Below are 21,420 nucleotides of genomic sequence, written 5' to 3' on the forward strand. Positions count from 1 at the left end.
AAAAGGCCAAGTGCAGCGACAACTTTTCCGTTACCGCTTCACCTTTCATTACTAAGCTGCGTATTTCGGCAGCGTTAGTTGCAACCAGGAATCTAGAGTGTGATTGAAATTATACGGAGTAAAGATTGCGGAAATTCTCCCAAAAATCAGTTTGTAGAGAAGGTGGTCGTTGCTTTAGAATCTGGTGATTTTGAGTTTCTTGATGGAGTTCTATCTGAAGGGGCTGTCTGGGAACTCGCGAATAGTAGTGTAACGGAAGGAGATGGTCTCCGAGCTCATATTCAAAGTTGTGGAGAGGGCGTTGCTCTAGTAAAAGTTGACCATGTAATTTCACATGGAAAATCAGGTTCAGCAAATGGTTATATCCAAGATAGGAAAGGTAAGGTGCTTCACTTTTGCCACTTCATAGAATTTACAAGTGCAAAATGTGTGAAAATCAATAGGGTTTGTAGCTACGGAAAGTGCTAGGCTACGAAGCACTTGGTATCAAGTTTGAAATGCGACGCCATTAGAGTAGCAGGAGAATCTGATGAGAGAAATATTTCTATCTTCATCTTTCGCTGATGTAACAGATCTGTTTGTAAAATTCAGTGGAGGAAATCATGACGGTCAAAGAGTTACATTTATCCCAACAGCAAGCCTCACAGAAGAGGTAACGTTTTACGTGAGGGCAGGAAGGGAAGCCCTGGAAAAACTAGGTTTAATAGTTGATGAACTAGAAATTTCAACGGCAACTAGTGAAGAAATAGAAAGCAGACTCGAAAATAATGACTACATCTACATTACCGGCGGAAATACATTCTTTTTACTTCAAGAGCTTAAGAGGACAGGTTCAGATAAGCTTATAACTGATCATATAAAATCTGGGAAGAAGTATATCGGGGAATCTGCCGGTTCTATTATCCTTTCACGGAATATAGAGTATGTGAAAGGCATGGACGATTTCTCAGCCGCGCCGAAGATTGGTTCTTTTTCTTCATTAGGTCTGGTTGAATTTTACCCAGTTCCTCATTATACAAACTTCCCATTTAAAGAGTCAGTTGAGCGTATAATATCCAGTTATGAAGACGAGTTAGATCTTCTCCCTATTAGTAATACGCAAGCAATTATCGTGAATGATAATGAGTATGAAGTGTGGACCAGAGAAAATTAAAAATTGTAGTCTGTCGCATAAATTACTCGCTGCGCTCACAATTCTCCACAGCCACAAACGTTAAGAGTCAAGATGAATCATTCTGAGTATTGAGACTGTCGTTAAAGAGGTGATGACTTAAATGCGATAACCACGTTGACAGATACCGCGGAATCGTGACTGTGATTTCAGCAGGTTGCCGTATGCTGACACATATGGCTGCGCTCGTTTGAGGTGTCGCTGCACTCCATTATCTCGCATAAGCGCACCGTAAATACTTGGTGCGCTAAAGCATTAGTCAATCTGGTGGCTTTATGTAATTCCGTGGCGCTCGCGGTGCTCTGAGAGCACTTTACCGGCACCCATTTCAAACTCGCTCAATGCTTCCATAATGCGCACCAGACAGTTATCCCGCAAGGCTTCCAGTTCACGGATAGACTTGTCACCCGCTTGCTCTTGTGTGCCTTCTACCATGCGATCGATCAGCTGATCGTTAAGTTCCGGCGCTTCCAGTTTGGTCCATGGGAGCTTCAGGGCCGGGCCGAACTGTTCCAGCATGTGGCGCATGCCGGTTTCGCCGCCTGCCAGGTGATAGGTGAGGTTGGTGCCAATAAAGGCCCAGCGAAGGCCGGGGCCGTAAGTGATGGCCTGGTCGAGTTCACCGGTGGTGGCCACACCGTCGTTGACCAGGTGCAGGATTTCTCGCCAGATGGCTTCCAGCAGACGGTCGGACAGGTGGCCGTCAATCTCATTACGTACATGCAGTGGGTGCATGCCAATGGCCTTGAAGAATTCCTGTGCGTGTTCGATGGTTTCCGCTGATGTTTTTTCACCGCCGACGACTTCTACCAACGGCAGCAGGTACACGGGGTTGAACGGGTGGCTTACCACGAAACGTTCCGGTGCGACCATTTTCTGCTGCAGCACGGAAGGCTTGAAGCCGGAAGTGGAAGAGCCGATCAATGCATCTTCGGGGGCCGCCTGGCTGATCTCTGCCAGCAGATCGATCTTCATTTCTTCGCGTTCGGGCGCATTCTCCTGAATGAAGTAGGCACCTCCACAGGCTTCTGCCAGTGTTGTTGCAAAACACAGGCGCTCTTTGCTGGCGCCTTTTACCAGGCCGATTTTCTCCAGCGCAGGCCAAGCGGTGTCGACACTCTCACGGAGTTTACGTTCGGCTTCTGTACCGGGATCCCAGGCGACGACGTCGTGGCCCTGAGCCAGCAGGCGGGAGACCCACCCGGCACCGATGACGCCGGTGCCGATTACTGTTGCGTGTGACATGTAGTCTCCTTAGCCCTGTACTTTCAGGTTCAAACGCTCGCGGGTTTCAGCGGGGGTGGCTACGGTGCCGCCCAGCAGTTCTACGATATTGCGGGCTTTCTCCACCAGCTGTGCGTTGGTAGCCAGTTCGCCGCGCTTGAGATACAGGTTGTCTTCCAGGCCGACACGCATGTTGCCGCCGAGCAGCATGACCTGGGTTGCCATTGGAAACTGGTGACGGCCGATGCCGAATCCCGCCCACTGGGCGCCTTCTGGCAGGTTGTCCACCATGGATTTCAGGGTGCCGATTTCCGGCGGCGCGCCCCAAGGGATGCCCATACACAGTTGGAACAGCGGCGGTTCGTCCAGCAGGCCCTCTGCCATCATCTGGTTGGCAAACCACAGGTTGCCGGTGTCGAAGATTTCCAGTTCCGGTTTTACGCCCAGTTCCTGTACGCGCTTGGCGCCAAGGCGCAGCATCTCCGGGGAGGAGATGTACACCAGGTTGTTATCGCCGAAGTTGAGGGAGCCACAGTCCAGGGTGCAGATTTCGGGACGCAGTTCTTCGATGTGTGCCAGTCGCTCCATACCGCCGACCACGTCGGTGCCATCTGCGAAATCCATCGGGTTTTCATCCGGGCCCAGCAGCAGGTCGCCGCCCATGCCGGCGGTGAGGTTGATCACCACATCGGTGTCCGCCTCGCGGATGCGCTCAACGACTTCGCGATACAGCGCAACGGAGCGGCTCGGTGCGCCGGTTTCCAGATCGCGCACGTGGATGTGTGCGATGGCTGCACCGGCTTTGGCGGCGGCGATGGCGTCATCGGCAATCTGCTTCGGAGTTACGGGTACGTGGGGGCTTTTTTCAGTAGTGGCCCCGGCGCCGGTGAGGGCGCAGGTGATGATCACCTTATTGTTCATCTGCATTCGTGTTTGCTCCTGATAGGAAGAGGGGAGACTTCAGCGGTTATGCTAGTGATTGAACAAGAATTGGCTCGTACAAATCCGCTGGTTACTTTTGAAAAACCGACAGGCGGGGGAAAAAGTTGATAGACGCAGCGGTCAATGATGGAGTGGGGAAGAGACATGCAAGTTTGGGGGGACGGCAGTTGTCAGGTAGGAGGAGCCGAGGAATCCGCACCAATCAGTAATGAAGAAGGATTAGCCGGGAGAATAGCCGCGGTCTTTACTGGGGCTGACACCGAAGTCCTGACGATAAGCGGAGCTGAAATAGGCCGCGGATTGAAAACCGCAGGAGATGGCAATATCCAGTACCGTCATTTCGGTCTGTCGGAGAAGCTGACGCGCCTTATCGAGACGCAATCGCCTGTAATAGCGTTTGGGCGGAGTGCCAACTTCGTTTTTGAACAGCCGCTCCAGCTCGCGTACAGAAGTCTCGCACTGGCTTGCGATCTGTTTAATGGACAGCGGCGTGGCCAGGTTTTGTTCCATTATCTGCACGGCCTGAATCAGGCGTCGGTTGGTGGTGGAGAGCCGGCCGCGCAGGCTCATGCGCTGCGCATCATCCGCACTCTGCACATGGGTATAGGTAAATTGCTCGGCCACAGCGGTTGCCAGTTTGCTCCCGTGGGCGGCGCGAATGATGTTCAGCATCATATCGAGACTGCTTAATCCGCCTGCCGCCGATACCTGGTTTTCTTCAATCAGGAACCTTTCTGGTACTACTTGAACAGATGGGTAACTTTCCTGAAACCCGCTACTGGCCTCCCAGTGCACGATTGCCTTTTGCCCTTGGAGCAGCCCCGCCTTGGCGAGAATATGGGCTCCGGTGTCGACACAGCCGAGGCTTACACCATTGGCGGAAAGGCGCCTCAGCTCGGAGTACAGGGTATCGCTACAGCCTTGCAGCGGATTGAAACCGGATACCACAACGACCGTCTGGTATTCGCTGGGACACTCCGCCATCGGGTATTGCACCTCGAAGGGGATGCCATTGGACGCTTCTACCGGTGCGCCGTCTTCAGACATAAAGGTGAACTGGAACAGCTTCCGGTCCGCCAGCCGATTGGCAACACGCAGGGGCTCCGAGCAACAGGCGAGGGCAAAGAAAGAAAACTGCGGGATCAGTACAAAGCCGATATGGACCACATCGCTCGGGCCGAATTTGGGAGGCTGAAAAGTATCCAGGCTGTCGAAAGTGGGTGAATCAGTGGTCATGTCGCAATTGTTTAAGAAGTAGTCGCATTTTAAAAAGTATATGTCAGGTTAGACAGTAGGATAAGCCCCACTCAACACGCAGGCGGATATTTTTGAAGCCTTTTTAATCAATAACTAATTGGAAGTTGAATGGAACCCGATAGTCATACTGTTAATTCTCCACTGAACCTGAACCCGCTGGCCAAATTCATTTCCGCATCTCTTGCGGTGGTCATTGGTCAAACCGCTGTCGCTCAAGAAGCTGATCCTGAGCAGGCTACCAGCGCTGGCAACCTGAGTCTGGAAGAGGTGACTGTCACCGCCCAGAGAAAATCCCAGAACCTGCAGAGCGTTCCCATCGCCGTTTCTGCCTTCGGTGAAGAGGCCATGGAACGGGGCAATATGCTCGACGTAGAAGATGTCTCCGCAATGACTCCGGGATTTTCTTTGTCTTCCTACAACCCGGTTACGCCGCAGCCGTACATTCGCGGTGTGGGCACCAACTCCAGTTCCGTGGGTGATGATGCATCTGTCGGTGTCTTCATTGATGAAGTCTACGCTGGCCGCGCCGGTGGCTATCGAGCAGATATGTTCGATGTGCAACGGGTAGAAGTACTGCGTGGCCCGCAGGGCTCCCTGTACGGCCGTAACGTTGCCGGTGGTGCAATCAACGTGATTACCAACAACCCCACCGACACCTTTGAAGCGAAGGCGAAGGTTACCGGAGGTAATTACAACCTGAAAGAGTTCCGCGGCATGCTGAGCGGGCCGATTGCGGACAGCGTCAATGGCCGTGTTGCTGTTTCCCGTCGTACCCGGGACGGCTGGATTGAGAACGTGAATACCGGCAACGACGATCTGGGCAATCAGGACAACCTGTCCGTGCGTGGCAAGCTCGCGGTGGTACTCGGTGACCGCACTGATCTGATGCTGAGTGCGGATTACGCCACCGACGATCTGATCGGTTCCGGTGCGCGCAGTATCGTCGGCTACGAAGACGTCTTCGGCACCGCACATCCCACAGAGAATGATGCGGATAAAGTCGACAGCTTTGTCGACGGTTATGCCGAGCGCGACATGTACGGTGTTTCCGCCAAGTTGACCCACTCGCTGGATACCGTAGATCTGGTGTCCATTACCGCTTACCGTACCCAGGACTACGCATTCAACGACGACATGATGGGCCGTTACCTGGCCGCGGCCGGTGCGGCGATGACCAACGATGCAGCGGAAGAGTCCAGCCAGTTCAGCCAGGAGCTGCGCGTCCAGTCTACCGGTACCGAGGCACTGGAGTGGACCGCTGGTCTGTATCTGTTCCAGGAAGACGTAGACCGTGTAGAGAGCTTTGACTCTTCCCGTGTCTATGACCTGGCCGGTTTCCCGGGGCTGATGTCTCGCCCGGTGTGGGATGCGAGCAACGAAACCACCAGCTATGCGGTATTCGGTGAAGCGACTTATCATTTCTCACCAGCGTGGAGCGCGAGCTTTGGTGGCCGTTACACCTACGACCAGAAAGACTTCACCAGTGTTGCTAGCGGTGCGCCGGATGAGTTTGGTTTCCTCGCAGAAGACTACTCTGTAACCGCAGACAAGAATTGGAAGAAGTTCACCCCGAAAGCCACGCTGACTTATACCACTGAGAATGCGGATATCGTTTACGCGACCATCTCTGAAGGTTACAAGGCCGGTGGCTTCAACGGTATTGCCGCGACCGAGCAGGGTGCGACTGTTGCCTTTGATCCGGAAAATGCCACCAACTACGAGATAGGTTTTAAAACCAGTATGCTCGGTCAGCGCGTACGTTTGAACGGCGCTGTGTTCTATCTCGACTACACCGATCTGCAAAGTTTTACCGTGGACCTGGAAACCGGTCAGGTTGAGACCGCAACAGGTGATGCCGAAATCAAGGGTGTAGAGCTGGAAGCGTCAGCACTAGTGACCGACGCCCTGATGTTGGCCGTGAACTACGGCTACACCGATTCCGAATACGTGAGCTTTGAATCGGACCCAACTATTGTGGGCAATAACCTGGCGCGCACACCAGAGCACTCCGCTTCTGCCAGCATCAACTACGAGTGGATGCTGGGCAATGGTTCTGCCATCAACTTCAATACCAATGCCATGTATCAGGGCGAGGTGTTTTACAGTGTGGGTAATACCGAGGCCGCATCCGACGACGCACGCACGCTGGTCAATGCCAATGCGACCTGGGACAACTTCGACGGTCTGAAGGTGTCCCTGTGGGGGAAAAACCTGACCGACGAAGCATACGTTGTACACGCCTTTGAACAGACGGGTATGGGCTTCGCCATTATGGGTGAACCTACTACCTGGGGTATCAGCGTAACCAAAGATTTCTTCTGATCTCTGACGTTATGTAACGCCACTCGGAGGCGCCGGAGCTCGATTACGCAACCTGGATCCGGCACCTCTGTTTTTTGTCCTGAACAGGAAAAATACGAGTGAAAGTATCCCAATTACAGGGGCAGCCCAGGCTGGACCTGCCTGTCTTTATTCCCGCCTTCGGCATTGCCATCATGGCCGCCTGTCTCCTGGTATTTAAACCGGATCAAGCTCAGACCTGGGCTGCTCATATGATGTCGCAGGTGACCAGCCAATTTGGTTGGCTGTTTGTATGCTTTGGTTTCGGCACGTTTGTTTTTGCACTGTGGCTGGCCTTCGGTCGCTTTGGCCAGGTGAAGATGGCACGCACCGATGAGCCACCGGAGTACTCCGAACTCAGCTGGGCGGCCATGATGTTTTCCGCCGGTATCGGTATCGGCCTGGTGAGCTGGTCTTTTGTCGAGCCAATTTATTACCTGTCGACACCGCCGCTGCATATTGATCCGCACTCGCCACAGGCTGCCGAGTGGGGCCATATGTACACGCTGTTCCACTGGAGCTTTGTGCCCTGGGCATTGTACGCGGTACCGTCCGTTGCCGTGGCGTATATGCTGCATGTGCGCCGTCGTCCGTACCTGCGGATTTCAGAGGTCTGCCGCCCGCTGTTGGGGAATCGTGTAGATGGCTGGATCGGCAAGTTGATCGATACCCTGATTATTCTCGGTTTGGTCGGGGGCGCGGGTACCTCATTGGGCCTGGGTGTACCGCTGGTTTCCGGACTGACTACCTCGCTGTTGGGTATCGAGAAAAACCTTTATACCGAGCTGGGTGTGATTGCATTCTGGACCCTGATCTTTGGTGCCAGTGCCTATAAAGGTCTCAAGGCCGGTATCCGCATCCTCAGTGATATCAATATTTTTCTCGCTATTGCACTGGTACTCCTGGTGCTGTTTGTGGGCCCGACGGTATTTATCCTCTCCATGTCTGCCAACAGTATCGGTTTGATGCTGGACAGCTTCCCGCGTATCAGCTTCTGGCTGGACCCGATTGAGCGCGGTGGCTTTCCCGACGCCTGGACCCTGTTCTACTGGGCCTGGTGGATTGCCTACGCGCCGCTGATGGGGTTGTTTTTCGGGCGTATTTCCCGCGGGCGCACCATTCGCCAGATGGTACTGGGCATTCTGACGTGGGGTAGCCTCGGTTGTATTTCCTTCCTCAGTGTCTGTGGTTCTTATGCTTTGCACCTGGAGCTCTCCGGTGCATTGGAGGTAACCCAGCTGCTGAACGAGCAAGGTATTCCGGCCACTGTGGTGGCGATCGTCAAAACTCTGCCATTCAGTAAAGTAGTGCTCGCCGCCTTCACTCTGCTCAGTTTTGTGTTTCTGGCAACTACGCTGGACTCTTCCGCCTATGTTCTGGCGAGTATCAGCACTAAAAATCTGTACGGAGAGCAGGAGCCGGGCAAACGCAATCGATTGGCCTGGGCGTTTGCGCTGGCACTGATCGCGGTGGGGCTGTTGTTCGCCAGTGGTCTGGATACGGTCAAGTCTCTGACCATTATCCTCGCACTCCCACTTACGATTGTGCTGTTCGTTATCTTCCGGGCGTTGACGCGGGTATTGAACGAAGACTTTGGCAAAGAAGTGCAGAAGGATGCCCTGATCGTGGCGTCGGCAAAGATTGATGCGAATAATTCAGATAAGGAAAACTAAGATGTATAAACCCAAGTTCATTTTGAGTGCTTTGGTGTCGGTATCGTTTTCGGCATTGTTGATGACCCCGCTCGCACAGGCGAACGATGAGAGCCGGCAGGAGCTCGAGGACGTGGTGGAAGAGGGGGGCATGGAGTCCTTTGTGGCTAACGCCATCGCCCACGCCAAAGCGACGGTGAAAGAAACCACATTGGATGTCATAAGCGAAGATCTGCGCCCATACGATCAGCGCTTTTTCCCTAAAGGTGGGGGCAAGGTGCCGACGGTGCTGTTCTTCCATGGTTGTAGCGGCCCAACTGAAAGCCACGAGAAAGACTGGGCGAAGAAATTCAATGACGCCGGCATCGGTATGATCGCGGTCGACAGTTACGAGGGCCGTGGTATCGAATGGGAGCAGGCGTGTAACTTCCAGGCGATGACACCCTGGCAGCGCTCCGCGGATATTCTGGCCACCATCGAAGACGTTGAGAATGACCCGCGTGTGGACGCAGACCAGCTGTACCTGGCCGGCTTCTCTCACGGTGCAGTGACCATCTGGGCGGCATTGGCTCAGGCTTCTGCCAAGAGCGCACCTTTTAGCCTTGTCGAATGGCCACAGGTTGACTTTGAGCAGCGTGTACAGGGTGCCTTCATGTTCTATGGCACCTGCATGCAGCCGTGGACGGTCGATGTAGACAGCGTCATGTTCCTCGGCACCGAAGACCGCTACATCGAAGAAGAAGTCTGTCAGGCATATGCGCCCAAGCATCCAGAGAATGCCGGCGAGCTGACTTTGAAGATCTATCCGGGGGCCACCCACACTTTCGACCACGCCAACCCGAATCAGGCAAATATTGAAGCGGGCTCGGTGTTTGATGCCGAGGCCACAGAAGACGCCTGGCAGACCATGCTGAAAATGATCAAGGGCAATCAGTAATGGCGGGCGTACGTACTTTTTCCGGTGTGGCGCACACCTGGCTATGCGATGAAATGGGGCACATGAATACCCGCAACTATGTGGGGATGTTTGACGATGCCATGCAGCACTTTATGTTGACCCTTGGCCACCAGGCGATGGTGGATGGGGAGCGTTGCCTGGGTTGGGCGGATGTCCGCCACGAGATCGACTACAAGGCAGAGGTGCCGGAAGGTGCGCTAGTGCATGTGGAGTGCGAAGCGTTGCGCGTGGGGAACAGCTCCATCACATACCGCCAGATACTGGTGCTGACCGAGACTGGTGAAGTGGCAGCGGTCAACAAGGCGACTTCAGTGCTGTTCGACCTCAAGCGGCGCGGTACTGCGTTCATTCCCGATGTGATGCGAGAGAAGGTGAAGCCGTATATGGCTGAAGATGTCTGACGACGGCTATTGATCGCGCTCATGAAACCCCGCATTGCGGGGTTTTTTTATGGGGCAGTCGGTCGTTTGCGGGCGGGTAGGGCTGTGCAGCAGGCCGCCGTCGAGTGGCAGGAAAAGTGCATGTCTTACCAGTCTCGGTGGTGATGGCCGAAGTTGAAATGCTATTGCATGGATTGGCCATACCAATAATGGAATTTGTGGAAAGTAATCTGTACTCTCTGTGCCACGTATCAGTATGTGACGCCGTCGAATATTGCGGTTTAGTGGTTGGTAGAGTCAATTTGAGAGCAGATATGGCAGGACGTAACAGCGGTTTGCGGGGGGCGAGTATTGCCGCCGTGATACTGAGTATGGGGTTTCTTTCCGCATGTCAGCAGGAGCCCGGGGCGGGTTCCCGCGAGCGGGAAACCCCAGCGCAGCCCGTGGTCACGGAAGCAGTGGCCTGGCAGCCGCGACAGGTCAAGGTAGAGGCGGTGGGAACATCCCGTGCATACAAGAGCGTTACCCTGTATCCGGAAGTGCGTGGCGAAGTCGTTGAAGTCTCGCTAAAAGCCGGCGACCGCGTTAAAGCGGGACAGGCGATCGTTAAACTCGATGACCGCGATCAGAAACTGGCAGTAGAGCTGGCCCAGGTCAACCTGGAGGATGCCAAACGACTCTTCAGCCGCTACAAACGAACGCGCAGCTCGGGCTCGGTCACCGAGAGCGCGTTGGACGATGCGCGCAGTGCGGTAGAGCGCGCTCGCCTCAGCCTGGCACGGGCGCAGGTGGCGCTGGATTACCGCCGTGTCAAAGCCCCGTTTGATGGACACATCGGGATCACCAATATCGATCCCGGTGCCCGTATCGATCCCTCCACCGCCATCACCACCATTGACGATCGCAGTACGCTGCTGGTGACCTTTCAGGTGCCGGAGTTGTTTCTGGGCCAGATCAAAGAGGGGCAGTCGATTTCGGTGGCCACCTGGGCCAATGGCAACCCGGACCATCAGGGGCAAGTGATCGATATCGATAGCCGCGTCAGCCCCGACACCCGAACCTTTGCGGTGCGCGCACAGGTAGACAACAGCGCTGATCTGCTGCGGCCCGGTATGAGTTTCCGGGTGACGCTCAGTATGGAAGCGGGCCGATACCCGGTGATACCGGAAGTGGCCTTGCAGTGGGGGAATGACGGCGCGTTTGTATGGGCGGTGCAGGAAAATGGAACCGTCAGCCGGGTACCGGCCACCGTGGTGCAGCGACTGCAGGGTGCGATTCTGGTGGAGTCGGACCTGCCGGAAGGTCAATCCGTGGTTACAGAGGGTACCCAGCGAATGCGCGAGGGATTGCCAGTGACCAATCTGGCGGGGCTGTAAGTCATGACGGATCACACCAAGGACGCAGCCCCGGCTGACTTTAATCGCGATGATCTCGCCTCGCTGGCGATCCGGCGTCCGGTGTTGGTGCTGGTACTCAACCTGTTGATCGCTATTGCCGGCATCGCCGCATTCAGCGCGGTGGAAGTGCGGGAACTGCCTGATGTGGACGTACCCATTGTTTCCGTTCGCGGCGAAATGCCCGGGGCCTCACCGGAAACCATGGACTCGGAAGTGACCAGTATCGTGGAGGGCGCCGTGGCCCGGGTTTCCGGCGTCAAGCACATCGAGTCGTCCAGTGAAGAAAACAACTTCCGTATCCATATTGAATTCAATTCCAATATCGATCTGGATACTGCAGCGGCGGACGTGCGCGAGGCAGTGAGCCAGGCGGAGCGGGAATTGCCGGACGACGGCGAGCAATTGACCGTGGTGAAAGCCGCGGATCAACCTGAGCCGGTGATGCATCTGGCGGTGACCAGCGACCGCCTGCGTGATGAAGCGCTCACCTACATTATTGAAAAAGACATTATTCCCGAGTTGATCTCAATTCCCGGTGTGGCCGATGTGCCGATCAACGGCCAGCGCCAGCGCGTTTTGCGGGTTGTGCTGGATCCACTGCGCCTGACCAGTTTCGGTCTGTCTGTCAGTGATGTGGCGGGTGTACTGGAGCAGGCACCGCTGGATGTGCCTTCCGGCAGCTTCACATCAGAAGATCAACAACTGCTGGTGCGTACGGATGCCTCCACCGTTACCGAAGCGCAGATTCGGGACATCATTGTGGACGGTGAGGTGCGCATTGGCGACGTCGCGCATGTGTCGTTCGGGCCGGAAGATGTCCAGTCTCTGGTATATCTCAATGATCGCCCGGTCATTGGTCTCGGCGTGGTGCGTCAGGCCCAGAGTAACACCATCGAGATCAGTGAGGGCGTGCGCCGGGCTGTGGACTCGCTGAATGAGCGCTTTGATAATCTTTCGATCACTGTTACCGAAGACCGCGCGGTGTTCATTAAAGGTTCGGTGAAGGAAGTGGTTACCAGCCTGATGTATACCGTGCTGATTGTGATCGCAGCGATCTGGCTGTTCTTCGGCAATCTGCGCACCACCCTGGTTCCCAGTACCGCGATTCCCATCGCACTGGTCGGCACGCTCGCGGGCATCTGGCTGATGGGGTTCTCCATCAATATTCTGACGCTGTTGGCCATTGTGCTCGCCACCGGTCTGGTAGTGGATGATGCGATTGTGGTACTGGAGAATATCCAGCGCCTGCGCAGCCAGGGTATGGGCGCCCGCGCGGCCGCAGTGCTGGGGACACGACAGGTGGTCTTTGCGGTTCTCGCCACCACCGCGGTATTGATCAGTGTGTTTATTCCCATCGCGCTGTTACCGAGTACCGCGGGGCGTATGTTCCGCGAGTTTGGCCTGGTGCTGGCGACGGCGGTGGCACTGTCTTCTGTGGTGGCTCTGACCCTGGTGCCGATGCTGACTGCGCGGGTGTCTCGGAATGACTTCCAGAGTGAGTCGAATGCCGAACCCCATCCGTTTTACGTGCGCCTGGTTCGTATCGGAGAAAAGATTGCCAGCGGCTATTACCGTAGCCTCGCGGCGTGTCTGCGTCACGGCTGGTTGAGCTTTGCAGTGGCCATGATGCTTGCGGTGGGCGCTGGTGGTCTTTATCTCTCCCTGGGCAAGGAATTGTTGCCCTCGGAAGATCGCGGTGTGATTTACGTGTTCGCCACTGGCCCCGATGGGGTGGGGCAGAACTATATCGGGCGTCAGGCGGAGCATATCGAGGATGTGTTGCGGCCGCTGGTGGCGCGCGGCGATGCGACGGATATCATTTCCCAAGTAGGCCGCTACGATCCCAATCGGGCGCACTTTTCGTTGCCGCTGGCACCCTGGGAGCAGCGTACTGTGTCTCAGCAATCCCTGATTGACGAAATCCTCGGCCCGCTGGAGCAGATTCCCGGCGCCCGCATTCGCGTCAGTAGCCCGAACAGTCTTTCCCTGCGTGGTGGCGGCGGTGGTATCGAGGTTGCTCTGGTGGGCAATGATTACCCGCATATTTACGATGCCGCGCGCAAAATGGCGCGCGCCATGGAGGATCGGCTGCCTCACCTTGGGCAGCCGGATATCAGCTATCGCCCCAGCCAGCCGCAGTTATCGATCGAGATCGATCGCCGCCGCGCCGCCGACCTCGGCGTGCCGCTGGACAGTATCGCCACTACCTTGCGCACCGTTGTCGATGGCCTGGATGTGGTGGACCTGAACGTGGGGGATCAGGCGGTGCCGATCATGCTGGAAACTGCCAATACCACGGTTTCCTCGCCGGAAGATCTGGTCAACCTGTATGTAAAAAGTGACAGCGGTGCGCTGTTACCGCTGTCGAGTATGGTCACCCTACGGGAAGAGAGCGTTGCCGCCGAACTCGACCGTCACGGGCAGCGCCGCGCGATTGAGATTGATGCGGGGCTGGAACCTGGTTATCCCTTGGCCAGTGCAGTCGAGGATATCCGTCAGCTGGGCAAGGAAGTGCTGCCGGAAGATGTGGGGATCGTCTTTCTGGGCGAGGCGGATTCTCTGGAGGAAAGCTCGCGGGAAGTGGCCATGACCTACGCCATCGCCGCATTGGTGGTTTTCCTTGTGCTGTGTGCGCAGTTCGAGGGCATCAGCAGCGCGGTGATCGTGATGACCACGGTGCCCTTTGGTCTGGCTGCGGCGGTTTACGCACTGTTTTTCACTGGCACTACGGTGAATATCTTTTCCCAGATCGGCCTGGTGATGCTGATCGGCCTGATGGCCAAGAACGGGATCCTGCTGGTGGAGTTTGCGGACCAGTTGCGGGACCGTGGATACAGCGTATACGACGCTGTCACCGAAGCCGCACGGGTGCGTCTGCGTCCCATCGCCATGACCATGCTGTCCACCGTGCTCGGCGGCCTGCCATTGATCCTGAGCTCCGGCCCCGGCGCCGAAGCGCGCTCCGCCATCGGCTGGGTGATGTTCGGTGGCCTTGGGCTGGCGGCGCTGTTTACCCTCTACCTGACACCGGTTGTGTATCTGGGGCTGGGACGTTTTCACAAACCGCGCTCGGTGGAAAGCAGCCGGCTTGAGGAAGAGTTGCAGCAGGCTGCGAAGGGGGCAGACGGATAAGAAAACGCTAAGAAGCACTAATGGGTACAGAGAAAAGTCTCGAGCTTTTGTCTCAGTTTGTCTTCGTCGGTTGAGTACCCGGTGAAATATTGAAAGACTCAAAAGCCGCACCCAATCGGGTTGCGGCTTTTCTTTTTCCGATCCTGTGCAATATCGCCATCACACATTCCGCCGTGCACAAGCCGCCTTCCGGCTGGTTGCGGCGCAGGCGGTAGCTGGATGCTGTTTCTGTTGAGATGGCGAACTTCGGAGCGGCTTTCAGGTACGGGCTGTGGTTGTAGATCTTGCGGGCTTCCTGCCAGGTGGCATCTATCAGGATGACCCGATTGAAGTCCTCCAGTTGTGCATCGTGATCACTGTCGATGGGGTAGACCAGTGCCGCCTCGCCGCGCTCTACGGCTTCCACCAGTGCCGGGTCCGGGTTGCGGCGTTCCCAGACCACGCGCTCAACCAGCGCCCCACAGCACGCCAGGGCCAGAGCGCCGGTATTGGTCTTGCGGTCCAGCTCCCGTTGGTGGGTGAGCAGGGTGATCTTCATAAAGGGTAAAAGTGAAGCGGGGGCTCAGAACCGGGACAGCTCTTCGCGCAGATCCTGCTCCAGGTCTGCCGGCTCCGTGATCCAAACGCTGTTATCCGCACCCGGGAAAACGCCCACTTCAATGGCATCCTTTTCCAGCCCGGGGAGCCAGCGGTTCAGGAACTGGGGGAGGGGAATGCTCTTGGCTTTCAGGTCACTCTCGCTGGCGGCATAGGCCTCGGCGAAGGCTTCGCTCGGCCACAGGGGCAGGTACTCGAAGCCGCCCTGGTCTTCCGAGTGCAGCTTCAGGAAGTGTTCGTCACTGTTGATCAGGATCCAGATCTCCCGCTCTTCACCGACGGCATCCAGGAAATATTCATAGCGGGCTTCGCAATCCAGGCCGAGGATTTCACTGACTTCATTTTGGCTCATCATTCCGCTCGCTATATCTGAGTATTTACTGCCATAGCTTACGCGAAGATCTGTCCCAGAGCCCGGAAATTTAGCCTTCAGCCTGTTACTGCGATATCGGTCTGTCGCTGAATGCCCGGTCACACCCTGGATGCTTTCCTGTTTGAAGCATACTCCGGCGCGCTGCTCCGGTCAGGTCCAGTTTGCTCCGAGTGCGTTCTGCTCGCCAAACAGGAAGGTTGAGATTTCCTGCGTAACCCTCGCTCGATCACCAGCCTCAAACCGGACTTCTCTGAGCTTTCGCAGGTAGGTCTGAAAGTCTGGGCGAATAGTTGCGCGTGAGTCCGGGCCGAACGATAGCTGATTCCAGCTGAACTCTGGCTTGTAGCCGAAAAATTTCAGGCCCAGCAGCTCTCTGGTAAATACACGCGGGGTGCGTCCGGTAAAGAACATGGTTTGCTGGCTATTCAGGAACTGTTTCCAGGCATTGATCATTGTCTTTGATCCGCCAAACTTGTCAGCGATGGCAGATGTTCGGGTTTCTTTGCCTGCATGCATTCTATCCCAGGCCCACTGTTCGGATACGGTGAATGCTACGGCAAACTGCTGGCGGGCTGTAATTGCTCCCAGGATCAGAGAATCATTGAGAATGGGAGACCAGCGTGTTTCGCTCAGGATGCTGCCGCCCCGTACCCTGGCCGGTTCGCGGTCCGGATTGTCCGCGGCGGTTGCAGGTATGGCGGAACGGGCATGGCGTTTTTGGACCTCTCTTCTCACATACTTTTTTGTGATGTCGTCCTGAATGCCATTGATCCCGGTCACGCCGAAACTCTTGATATAGGCTTCATTTTTGCGGATGCCGGTGCCACCCAGCAGGGTCAGCTGCAGCCGATTGTGTGCAGTGGCTTCATACAGGTTATAAGCAAAGTGGATGTACTCTGCCATCTCATCGGGGTCATTCCAGTTATTTTGTCTCCAGTTGCCGACCCATAAATTGTCGCTGCGATACTGATTACTGAGATTGACGAGCTGTCTGGTGAATTCTTGTGCGGATAGCATAATGACCTCCGGCTCCTTGAGCTCTGCTGTACATTGACGAATTGGCCGTAGCGTACAGGGGACGCGTGGTAATAAGCGTGGTAAAGCGGGGCTTTGTCAGGGCTGAGCGGAAGGTTCTTTCACGGCGATGGTTTTGATGCACTAATTGCGTGCAATAAATTCGCGTACGGCGTTTACAAAGGCCTTAGACGCTGGCTCGCGGCCCAGTAGCAGATGGCCGGAGCTTTCCAGTCCCAAAAATTCCGCGCTGGGGATGGCGGCCGCCAGTTCCCGACCGACCGCTACCGGAATACGCTGATCGTCGAGGGAGTGAATTACCAAAGTAGGCACCTGGATCTGGGCCAACTTGTCCCGCACGTCAATTTCACTGAAAACCGACAGAAACTTAACCGCGTTCTCGGGAGAGGTGGTGAGGCGCTGGAACTCATTGAACCAGGCGAACTCTTCACTGTTCGCCGTCGGCATAAATGTGGACGAGAAAATCTGCCGGTAGGCCGGGTTGTCCTGGCCCCAGCCGGACGCGGTCAGGGTCATTACCGCTTCCCTTTCTCTGGTTTCCGTCGCGCTGGCGCCGATACGCCAGCCGGCGGCGTAGCCACCAAACAGAATCAGGTGTTTGACCCGCTCCGGGTAGCGCACGGCATAGTCGATGGATACGGCGGCGCCCTGAGATATGCCCAGGAGTGAAAATTTTTCCACACCACGGACATCCACCACGGATTCGAGGTCGGTGACGAAGGCGTTAAATGAAATGTCATCGACATGCCAGTCCGACAGGCCGTTGCCGCGCTCATCGTAGCGAACGAAGTGGTGGTCCGAAGCAAGGTCGCGGAACAGGGGGCTCCAGATGGGGGCGTCCCAGTCGTGCTCCAGATGTGTCAACCAGTTGGCGGCTTTGACTATGGTGGGAGCCTCGGAAGTACCTGTGTCTGATCCCGGGCCGACAGCGGCGTAGGCAATACGGACACCGTCTTTGGCCGTACAGAACTGGATTTTCTGTTGCGCCAGTAGCTCGCGATCGGAGAGGAAGTTCGCCCTCGTGCTTTCGTTTTTACAATGGTCTTTGCCACCGAGATCGGCGCGAGCATCAGCGTTCCAGGGAATACTGGCTTTCTGAAACCGTTCGCTGAGCTCGCGGCGGGTTGCCGATAACTCTATGGACAACGCCATGCGGTCCAGTTGCGTGACCAGCATGGTGGCGGATTCGGGGGAGAGTGGCGCCAATTCACACCAACGGCGTGCCCACAGTAGTTGGTCATCCACCGGAATGTCGCGATGGCCAGCCAGGCGGCCGCAGGTCGTGGCGAGCTGGCGCTCCCGGTCACGTCGTTCGGCGTTCAGCCACAGTTGGAAGCGATCCTGGTCCGGTAGCTCCAGACCTTCGAGAAAAGTGTACTGCAGTTGTTCTGCGATGGCGGTGAGGCGGGCGGAAGGCAGATCCTGATTTTTCAGCTCGCTGGTAATCTGGTGAATGTCGATGGTCATGTTCCGGATATCGAGCAACACACGCTCGCGGTCCGCCTGTAAGCGCTCTTCGTCTGGCGTATTGACCAGCGGGCGAATCTTGCTGAGGGACCAGCGCAGAGCGCCCCGTGGATCGTCCGGTATTTCCCAGAAAACTTCACACAGATTTTCGCGGCGGTGTGGACGGTTGCTGATAGCCAGATAGGCCAGCAACGCGCGCGTGCGCTTGGAGGCAGGTAACCTGATTTCTTCGTCGTTATGTTTGAGCGTCAAACCGCCCAGGGTATCGATAGAGATCGCCACCTGAAAATTCCCTTTGGCTCTACTTATGCCTTACTTGGCTGCGGAGAGCTGAATCTACGCGATAATACCTGCCAATACGTCAGTATTCATCTATTACTGCAGTTTAAGTTGTAAAGCTGAGAACGTCTCGAACCCAGTTTCCCTCTCGATGCGAATTACCTATTGCTGCTAGTGTTCACAAGGTACGAAAGTGCAAGAAGAGCAAATCTATGTCTGTTTACTGGCAAGTCGGCCGAAACACCACGGGGCGGGATTTTGTTGTCGGGGATTTACACGGTCACCATCAGCAACTGCTCAGTAATCTCAATGACCTGGCGTTTGATGGTGCAAAGGATCGGCTGTTCTGTGTCGGGGATATCATCGATCGCGGGCCGGACAGCGTCGAGCTTCTGGAGATGATCGATCAGCAGGTGTATTTCAGCATCCTGGGCAATCACGAGGCAATGATGATTGCCGGGTTTGAAGATGCCACTGCGGTGCCGCTGCATTACAGCAATGGCGGTGAATGGTTTTATGATCTGCCGTACCCGCTACAGCAGCGACTGGTGGAAAAAGTCCGCCAGTGGCCGTGGGCGATGGAGATTGCGACAGAGAGCGGTGCCATCGGCCTGGTGCATGCAGATGTACCCGATAGCAGCTGGATGGAAGTGAAGCGGCTGCTGCAATGCATCGGCGTACTCTGGACAGTGGGGGGCTCCCTGTCAGATGAGGCAATGCGCACGGCGGCAAAGCCGCTGCTCTGGAACCGGGGTCTGATCACCCGTTTGTACCGCGAGCTGGTTGGCCCGGGGGAGGGAAAGAGAGCCGTTCCGGAAGATAAGCAGGCGTTTCTGGAAGGGTTGGGCCGTTTCGGGGCTCTGCCGGAAGGACATATTGAAGCTGGCGCGGACGGGAGGTTTTCCGCCTTTTCAATCGCTGGGATCAATAGCGTGTTTATGGGGCATTCCTACGTGCCGGTCCCCACGACCGTAGGGAATTGCCATTTTGTCGATACTTATCGAGGTGAGCCCGATGAGCAGTTGGGGGTGGTGTGTATCAATCCATCCGCGGCTTAACAGCGTTTTCGTTGAGCTCCCACAGTTGACGTGTGCGATTTCGTCAAAGTGCGGTCAGTACGCCACCCAATAACAGCGTAATCCCAATGGTGATCAGCCCCTGCACCAGTGCAATAAGAACCGCCTTAAAGAAGCCGGTACCGAGTACCAGCATGTAAGCGAGCGCCGCCAGGGGGATGGTGATCAGTAGGCCCCACTCTTCGGTAACCCCGGGAATCAGGCCGCCAACAAAATGCTGGATGATGACCGCGAGGAGCAGTGCAAACAGGCAGGCAAATACACCGGTATTGCGCGCCCCCAGCATGGCCGCCGCCATTTTCAGTGGCAGTACCAATACCACCAGCACCACGATCAACAGGATGAGAAATTCCATCTAGGTCTCCTTTCTGGACAAGTTTCCGCTGCTACAAACATTAATACCACAGTATGGCCAGTTGTGGGATCAGTGCCGTTTCTCTCGCGAATGCCTGCTAACTATCGGTCACTGCTAAACTGAGCCAACTGCCGGCGTAAATCTTGTCGTCTGCAGCCTGTTTTACTTGGGGGTTCGGCTGCGTTCCCGGTTGCGCGCGCCTCATCTCACTGACAACGTCCGGAAACCTGCATTATGCGTTCACTGCTCGAGTCGCTGATTGGAAAAGTAGATGTACCGGTCTTGATCATCAGCGGTGGCCTGATCAGCCTGTTTGTTGGGCTCTCGCTCTGGGATCTGGAACTGGTCGCTGCCTGGGTGAAAAACGCCTTTCACTGGTCCACAACCCTGTTTGGAGCTTACTGGCAGTTGCTGATGCTGGCGACGTTCTTTATCGCGCTGTATGTCGCGATAAGCCGCAGTGGTGAAGTCCGGCTCGGGAATCTCGATGTCCCGGAGATGTCCACGTTCAAGTGGGTGGCAATCATCATGTGTACGCTGTTGGCCGGGGGTGGGGTTTTCTGGGCTGCGGCGGAGCCCATTGCCCACTTTCTGTCGCCGCCCCCCTTGTTCGGAGAGCAGGAAGACGCCGTGGTGCAGGCCAGTAATGCGCTGGCGCAGAGTTTCATGCACTGGGGCTTTCTGGCGTGGGCGATCCTGGGGTGTCTGACTGCCATTGTTCTGATGGTGCTGCACTATGACAGGGGACTGCCCTTAAAGCCGCGCACGCTGCTCTATCCACTCTTTGGTGAGCGTATTCTCCACGGTGTTGGCGGGGCACTGGTTGATGCCTGTTGCGTGATTGCCGTAGTGGCCGGAACCGTGGGGCCTATCGGTTTTCTGGGGTTGCAGGTGAGTTTTGGTCTGCATGAGCTATTTGGCGTCTCGGACGGATTCACTACCCAGTTTCTGGTCATCATTGGACTGGTCACAATCTATACCATCAGCGCGGTGACTGGTGTCAATCGCGGTATCCAGGTTCTGAGCCGCTTCAATGTGGTGCTGGCGGTAGTTTTGATGGCGTTCATTTTGCTTGTCGGTCCCACTGCATTTATCGCTGACGGGTTTGTCGAGGGGCTGGGGACCTATATTGGGAACTTCTTCCCCATGGCCACTTTCCGCGCAGATACCCAATGGCTGGATTGGTGGACGGTGTTCTTCTGGGGCTGGTTCATCGGCTACGGCCCCATCATGGCATTGTTTGTAGCGCGCATCTCACGCGGTCGCACGGTGCGGGAACTGATCTTTGTGATTGCACTGGTTGCGCCACTGGTGACCTGCTTCTGGTTCACCATTGTCGGCGGTACCGGCATTTTTCTGGAGATCCAGAATCCCGGTATTATTTCCAAGCCGTTTGAGGGACTGAATCTGCCGGCGGCGCTGTTGGCCACCACGCAGGCATTGCCCTGGGGCACGCTGCTTTCCATTTTATTCCTGGTGTTGACCACCATCTTTGTGGCCACCACCGGAGACTCAATGACGTACAGTATCTCCGTAGTGATGACTGGCGAGGAACATCCGCCGGCGGCCACGCGTATCTTCTGGGGCATCATGATGGGCAGCTGCGCGGCGATCCTGATAAGCATTGGCGAAGGAGGCGTCGGTGCACTGCAGAAGTTTATTGTGGTTACCGCCGTACCGGTGTCACTGATTATTCTTCCCAGTCTGTGGAACGGGCCTCGTCTGGCAAGGGAACTGGCGAACCGTCAATGTCCTACCCGCTAATGAAGATTGCAATCGACTGAT

General features: G+C 55.9%; 18 protein-coding genes. 10 read left to right on the plus strand and 8 right to left on the minus strand.

Annotated features, from left to right (window positions below):
- Positions 1 to 99 precede the first annotated feature (99 nt).
- Both LPW13_RS04075 and LPW13_RS04080 read left to right on the plus strand, forming a co-directional pair.
- Positions 100 to 468: a nuclear transport factor 2-like protein gene (locus tag LPW13_RS04075; RefSeq protein WP_230438163.1), complete on the plus strand. Its 369-nt coding sequence runs from the start codon at positions 100 to 102 to the stop codon at positions 466 to 468.
- A 61-nt stretch (positions 469 to 529) separates the two neighbouring features.
- The gene (locus LPW13_RS04080; protein ID WP_230438164.1) at positions 530 to 1,153 is read left to right on the plus strand and encodes a peptidase E; all 624 of its coding nucleotides are present in this window, start codon (positions 530 to 532) and stop codon (positions 1,151 to 1,153) included.
- 291 nt (positions 1,154 to 1,444) lie between these two features.
- Here the strand turns inward: LPW13_RS04080 and LPW13_RS04085 are convergent, their stop codons facing one another.
- The 3 genes from LPW13_RS04085 to LPW13_RS04095 all read right to left on the minus strand — a co-directional run bounded on the left by LPW13_RS04085 (position 1,445) and on the right by LPW13_RS04095 (position 4,573).
- Complete coding sequence (locus LPW13_RS04085) at positions 1,445 to 2,416, minus strand: L-carnitine dehydrogenase (protein WP_230438165.1); 972 nt, start codon at positions 2,414 to 2,416, stop codon at positions 1,445 to 1,447.
- A gap of 9 nt (positions 2,417 to 2,425) precedes the next feature.
- Positions 2,426 to 3,322: a BKACE family enzyme gene (locus tag LPW13_RS04090; protein WP_230438166.1), complete on the minus strand. Its 897-nt coding sequence runs from the start codon at positions 3,320 to 3,322 to the stop codon at positions 2,426 to 2,428.
- 234 nt (positions 3,323 to 3,556) lie between these two features.
- Positions 3,557 to 4,573, minus strand: a complete 1,017-nt coding sequence (locus LPW13_RS04095) for a GlxA family transcriptional regulator (RefSeq protein ID WP_230438167.1) — start codon at positions 4,571 to 4,573, stop codon at positions 3,557 to 3,559.
- A 129-nt stretch (positions 4,574 to 4,702) separates the two neighbouring features.
- On the opposite strand from LPW13_RS04095, the gene LPW13_RS04100 reads away from it, so the two are divergent.
- From LPW13_RS04100 to LPW13_RS04125, 6 genes are all read left to right on the plus strand, one after another.
- Positions 4,703 to 6,916, plus strand: coding sequence for a TonB-dependent receptor (locus tag LPW13_RS04100; RefSeq protein WP_230438168.1), 2,214 nt, complete (start codon positions 4,703 to 4,705; stop codon positions 6,914 to 6,916).
- Positions 6,917 to 7,014: 98 nt separating this feature from the next.
- The gene (locus LPW13_RS04105; protein ID WP_230438169.1) at positions 7,015 to 8,607 is read left to right on the plus strand and encodes a BCCT family transporter; all 1,593 of its coding nucleotides are present in this window, start codon (positions 7,015 to 7,017) and stop codon (positions 8,605 to 8,607) included.
- A gap of 1 nt (position 8,608) precedes the next feature.
- Entirely contained in the window at positions 8,609 to 9,523 is a 915-nt protein-coding gene (locus LPW13_RS04110) for a dienelactone hydrolase family protein (protein ID WP_230438170.1), read from the plus strand.
- The gene (locus LPW13_RS04115; RefSeq protein ID WP_230438171.1) at positions 9,523 to 9,945 is read left to right on the plus strand and encodes an acyl-CoA thioesterase; all 423 of its coding nucleotides are present in this window, start codon (positions 9,523 to 9,525) and stop codon (positions 9,943 to 9,945) included. Before LPW13_RS04110 ends, LPW13_RS04115 begins: the two co-directional genes overlap by 1 nt.
- A 293-nt stretch (positions 9,946 to 10,238) precedes the next feature.
- Positions 10,239 to 11,300 (plus strand): efflux RND transporter periplasmic adaptor subunit, encoded by a 1,062-nt coding sequence (locus LPW13_RS04120; protein WP_230438172.1) that lies wholly within the window; start codon positions 10,239 to 10,241, stop codon positions 11,298 to 11,300.
- Positions 11,301 to 11,303: 3 nt separating this feature from the next.
- The gene (locus LPW13_RS04125) at positions 11,304 to 14,453 is read left to right on the plus strand and encodes an efflux RND transporter permease subunit (protein WP_230438173.1); all 3,150 of its coding nucleotides are present in this window, start codon (positions 11,304 to 11,306) and stop codon (positions 14,451 to 14,453) included.
- Positions 14,454 to 14,505: 52 nt separating this feature from the next.
- Here the strand turns inward: LPW13_RS04125 and LPW13_RS04130 are convergent, their stop codons facing one another.
- The 4 genes from LPW13_RS04130 to LPW13_RS04145 all read right to left on the minus strand — a co-directional run bounded on the left by LPW13_RS04130 (position 14,506) and on the right by LPW13_RS04145 (position 18,207).
- Positions 14,506 to 14,991 (minus strand): DTW domain-containing protein, encoded by a 486-nt coding sequence (locus tag LPW13_RS04130; protein ID WP_230438174.1) that lies wholly within the window; start codon positions 14,989 to 14,991, stop codon positions 14,506 to 14,508.
- A gap of 24 nt (positions 14,992 to 15,015) precedes the next feature.
- The gene (locus LPW13_RS04135) at positions 15,016 to 15,405 is read right to left on the minus strand and encodes a DUF2750 domain-containing protein (protein ID WP_230438175.1); all 390 of its coding nucleotides are present in this window, start codon (positions 15,403 to 15,405) and stop codon (positions 15,016 to 15,018) included.
- A gap of 168 nt (positions 15,406 to 15,573) precedes the next feature.
- Positions 15,574 to 16,440, minus strand: coding sequence for a hypothetical protein (locus LPW13_RS18300; protein ID WP_230438176.1), 867 nt, complete (start codon positions 16,438 to 16,440; stop codon positions 15,574 to 15,576).
- Between the two features lie 141 nt (positions 16,441 to 16,581).
- Complete coding sequence (locus tag LPW13_RS04145; RefSeq protein WP_230438177.1) at positions 16,582 to 18,207, minus strand: alpha/beta hydrolase; 1,626 nt, start codon at positions 18,205 to 18,207, stop codon at positions 16,582 to 16,584.
- A gap of 209 nt (positions 18,208 to 18,416) precedes the next feature.
- Between LPW13_RS04145 and LPW13_RS04150 the strand changes: the two genes are divergently transcribed.
- Positions 18,417 to 19,262, plus strand: coding sequence for a metallophosphoesterase (locus LPW13_RS04150; RefSeq protein ID WP_230438178.1), 846 nt, complete (start codon positions 18,417 to 18,419; stop codon positions 19,260 to 19,262).
- Positions 19,263 to 19,305: 43 nt separating this feature from the next.
- On the opposite strand, the gene LPW13_RS04155 is transcribed toward LPW13_RS04150, so the two are convergent.
- A complete protein-coding gene (locus LPW13_RS04155; RefSeq protein WP_230438179.1) occupies positions 19,306 to 19,635 on the minus strand; it encodes a hypothetical protein in 330 nt (109 codons plus the stop codon).
- Between the two features lie 234 nt (positions 19,636 to 19,869).
- On the opposite strand from LPW13_RS04155, the gene LPW13_RS04160 reads away from it, so the two are divergent.
- Positions 19,870 to 21,399, plus strand: coding sequence for a BCCT family transporter (locus LPW13_RS04160; RefSeq protein ID WP_230438180.1), 1,530 nt, complete (start codon positions 19,870 to 19,872; stop codon positions 21,397 to 21,399).
- Positions 21,400 to 21,420: the final 21 nt, after the last annotated feature.

The sequence above is a fragment of the Microbulbifer celer genome (assembly GCF_020991125.1).
Taxonomy (GTDB): domain Bacteria; phylum Pseudomonadota; class Gammaproteobacteria; order Pseudomonadales; family Cellvibrionaceae; genus Microbulbifer; species Microbulbifer celer.

Excerpts from the sequence above, each read along its gene's own strand:
- LPW13_RS04080 (WP_230438164.1), top strand. The coding sequence starts at position 530 with ATGAGAGAAATATTTCTATCTTCATCTTTCGCTGATGTAACAGATCTG.
- LPW13_RS04085 (WP_230438165.1), bottom strand. The coding sequence starts at position 2,416 with ATGTCACACGCAACAGTAATCGGCACCGGCGTCATCGGTGCCGGGTGG.
- LPW13_RS04090 (WP_230438166.1), bottom strand. The coding sequence starts at position 3,322 with ATGCAGATGAACAATAAGGTGATCATCACCTGCGCCCTCACCGGCGCC.
- LPW13_RS04095 (WP_230438167.1), bottom strand. The coding sequence starts at position 4,573 with ATGACCACTGATTCACCCACTTTCGACAGCCTGGATACTTTTCAGCCT.
- LPW13_RS04100 (WP_230438168.1), top strand. The coding sequence starts at position 4,703 with ATGGAACCCGATAGTCATACTGTTAATTCTCCACTGAACCTGAACCCG.
- LPW13_RS04110 (WP_230438170.1), top strand. The coding sequence starts at position 8,609 with ATGTATAAACCCAAGTTCATTTTGAGTGCTTTGGTGTCGGTATCGTTT.
- LPW13_RS04115 (WP_230438171.1), top strand. The coding sequence starts at position 9,523 with ATGGCGGGCGTACGTACTTTTTCCGGTGTGGCGCACACCTGGCTATGC.
- LPW13_RS04120 (WP_230438172.1), top strand. The coding sequence starts at position 10,239 with ATGGCAGGACGTAACAGCGGTTTGCGGGGGGCGAGTATTGCCGCCGTG.
- LPW13_RS04125 (WP_230438173.1), top strand. The coding sequence starts at position 11,304 with ATGACGGATCACACCAAGGACGCAGCCCCGGCTGACTTTAATCGCGAT.
- LPW13_RS04130 (WP_230438174.1), bottom strand. The coding sequence starts at position 14,991 with ATGAAGATCACCCTGCTCACCCACCAACGGGAGCTGGACCGCAAGACC.
- LPW13_RS04135 (WP_230438175.1), bottom strand. The coding sequence starts at position 15,405 with ATGATGAGCCAAAATGAAGTCAGTGAAATCCTCGGCCTGGATTGCGAA.
- LPW13_RS18300 (WP_230438176.1), bottom strand. The coding sequence starts at position 16,440 with ATGCTATCCGCACAAGAATTCACCAGACAGCTCGTCAATCTCAGTAAT.
- LPW13_RS04150 (WP_230438178.1), top strand. The coding sequence starts at position 18,417 with ATGTCTGTTTACTGGCAAGTCGGCCGAAACACCACGGGGCGGGATTTT.
- LPW13_RS04155 (WP_230438179.1), bottom strand. The coding sequence starts at position 19,635 with ATGGAATTTCTCATCCTGTTGATCGTGGTGCTGGTGGTATTGGTACTG.
- LPW13_RS04160 (WP_230438180.1), top strand. The coding sequence starts at position 19,870 with ATGCGTTCACTGCTCGAGTCGCTGATTGGAAAAGTAGATGTACCGGTC.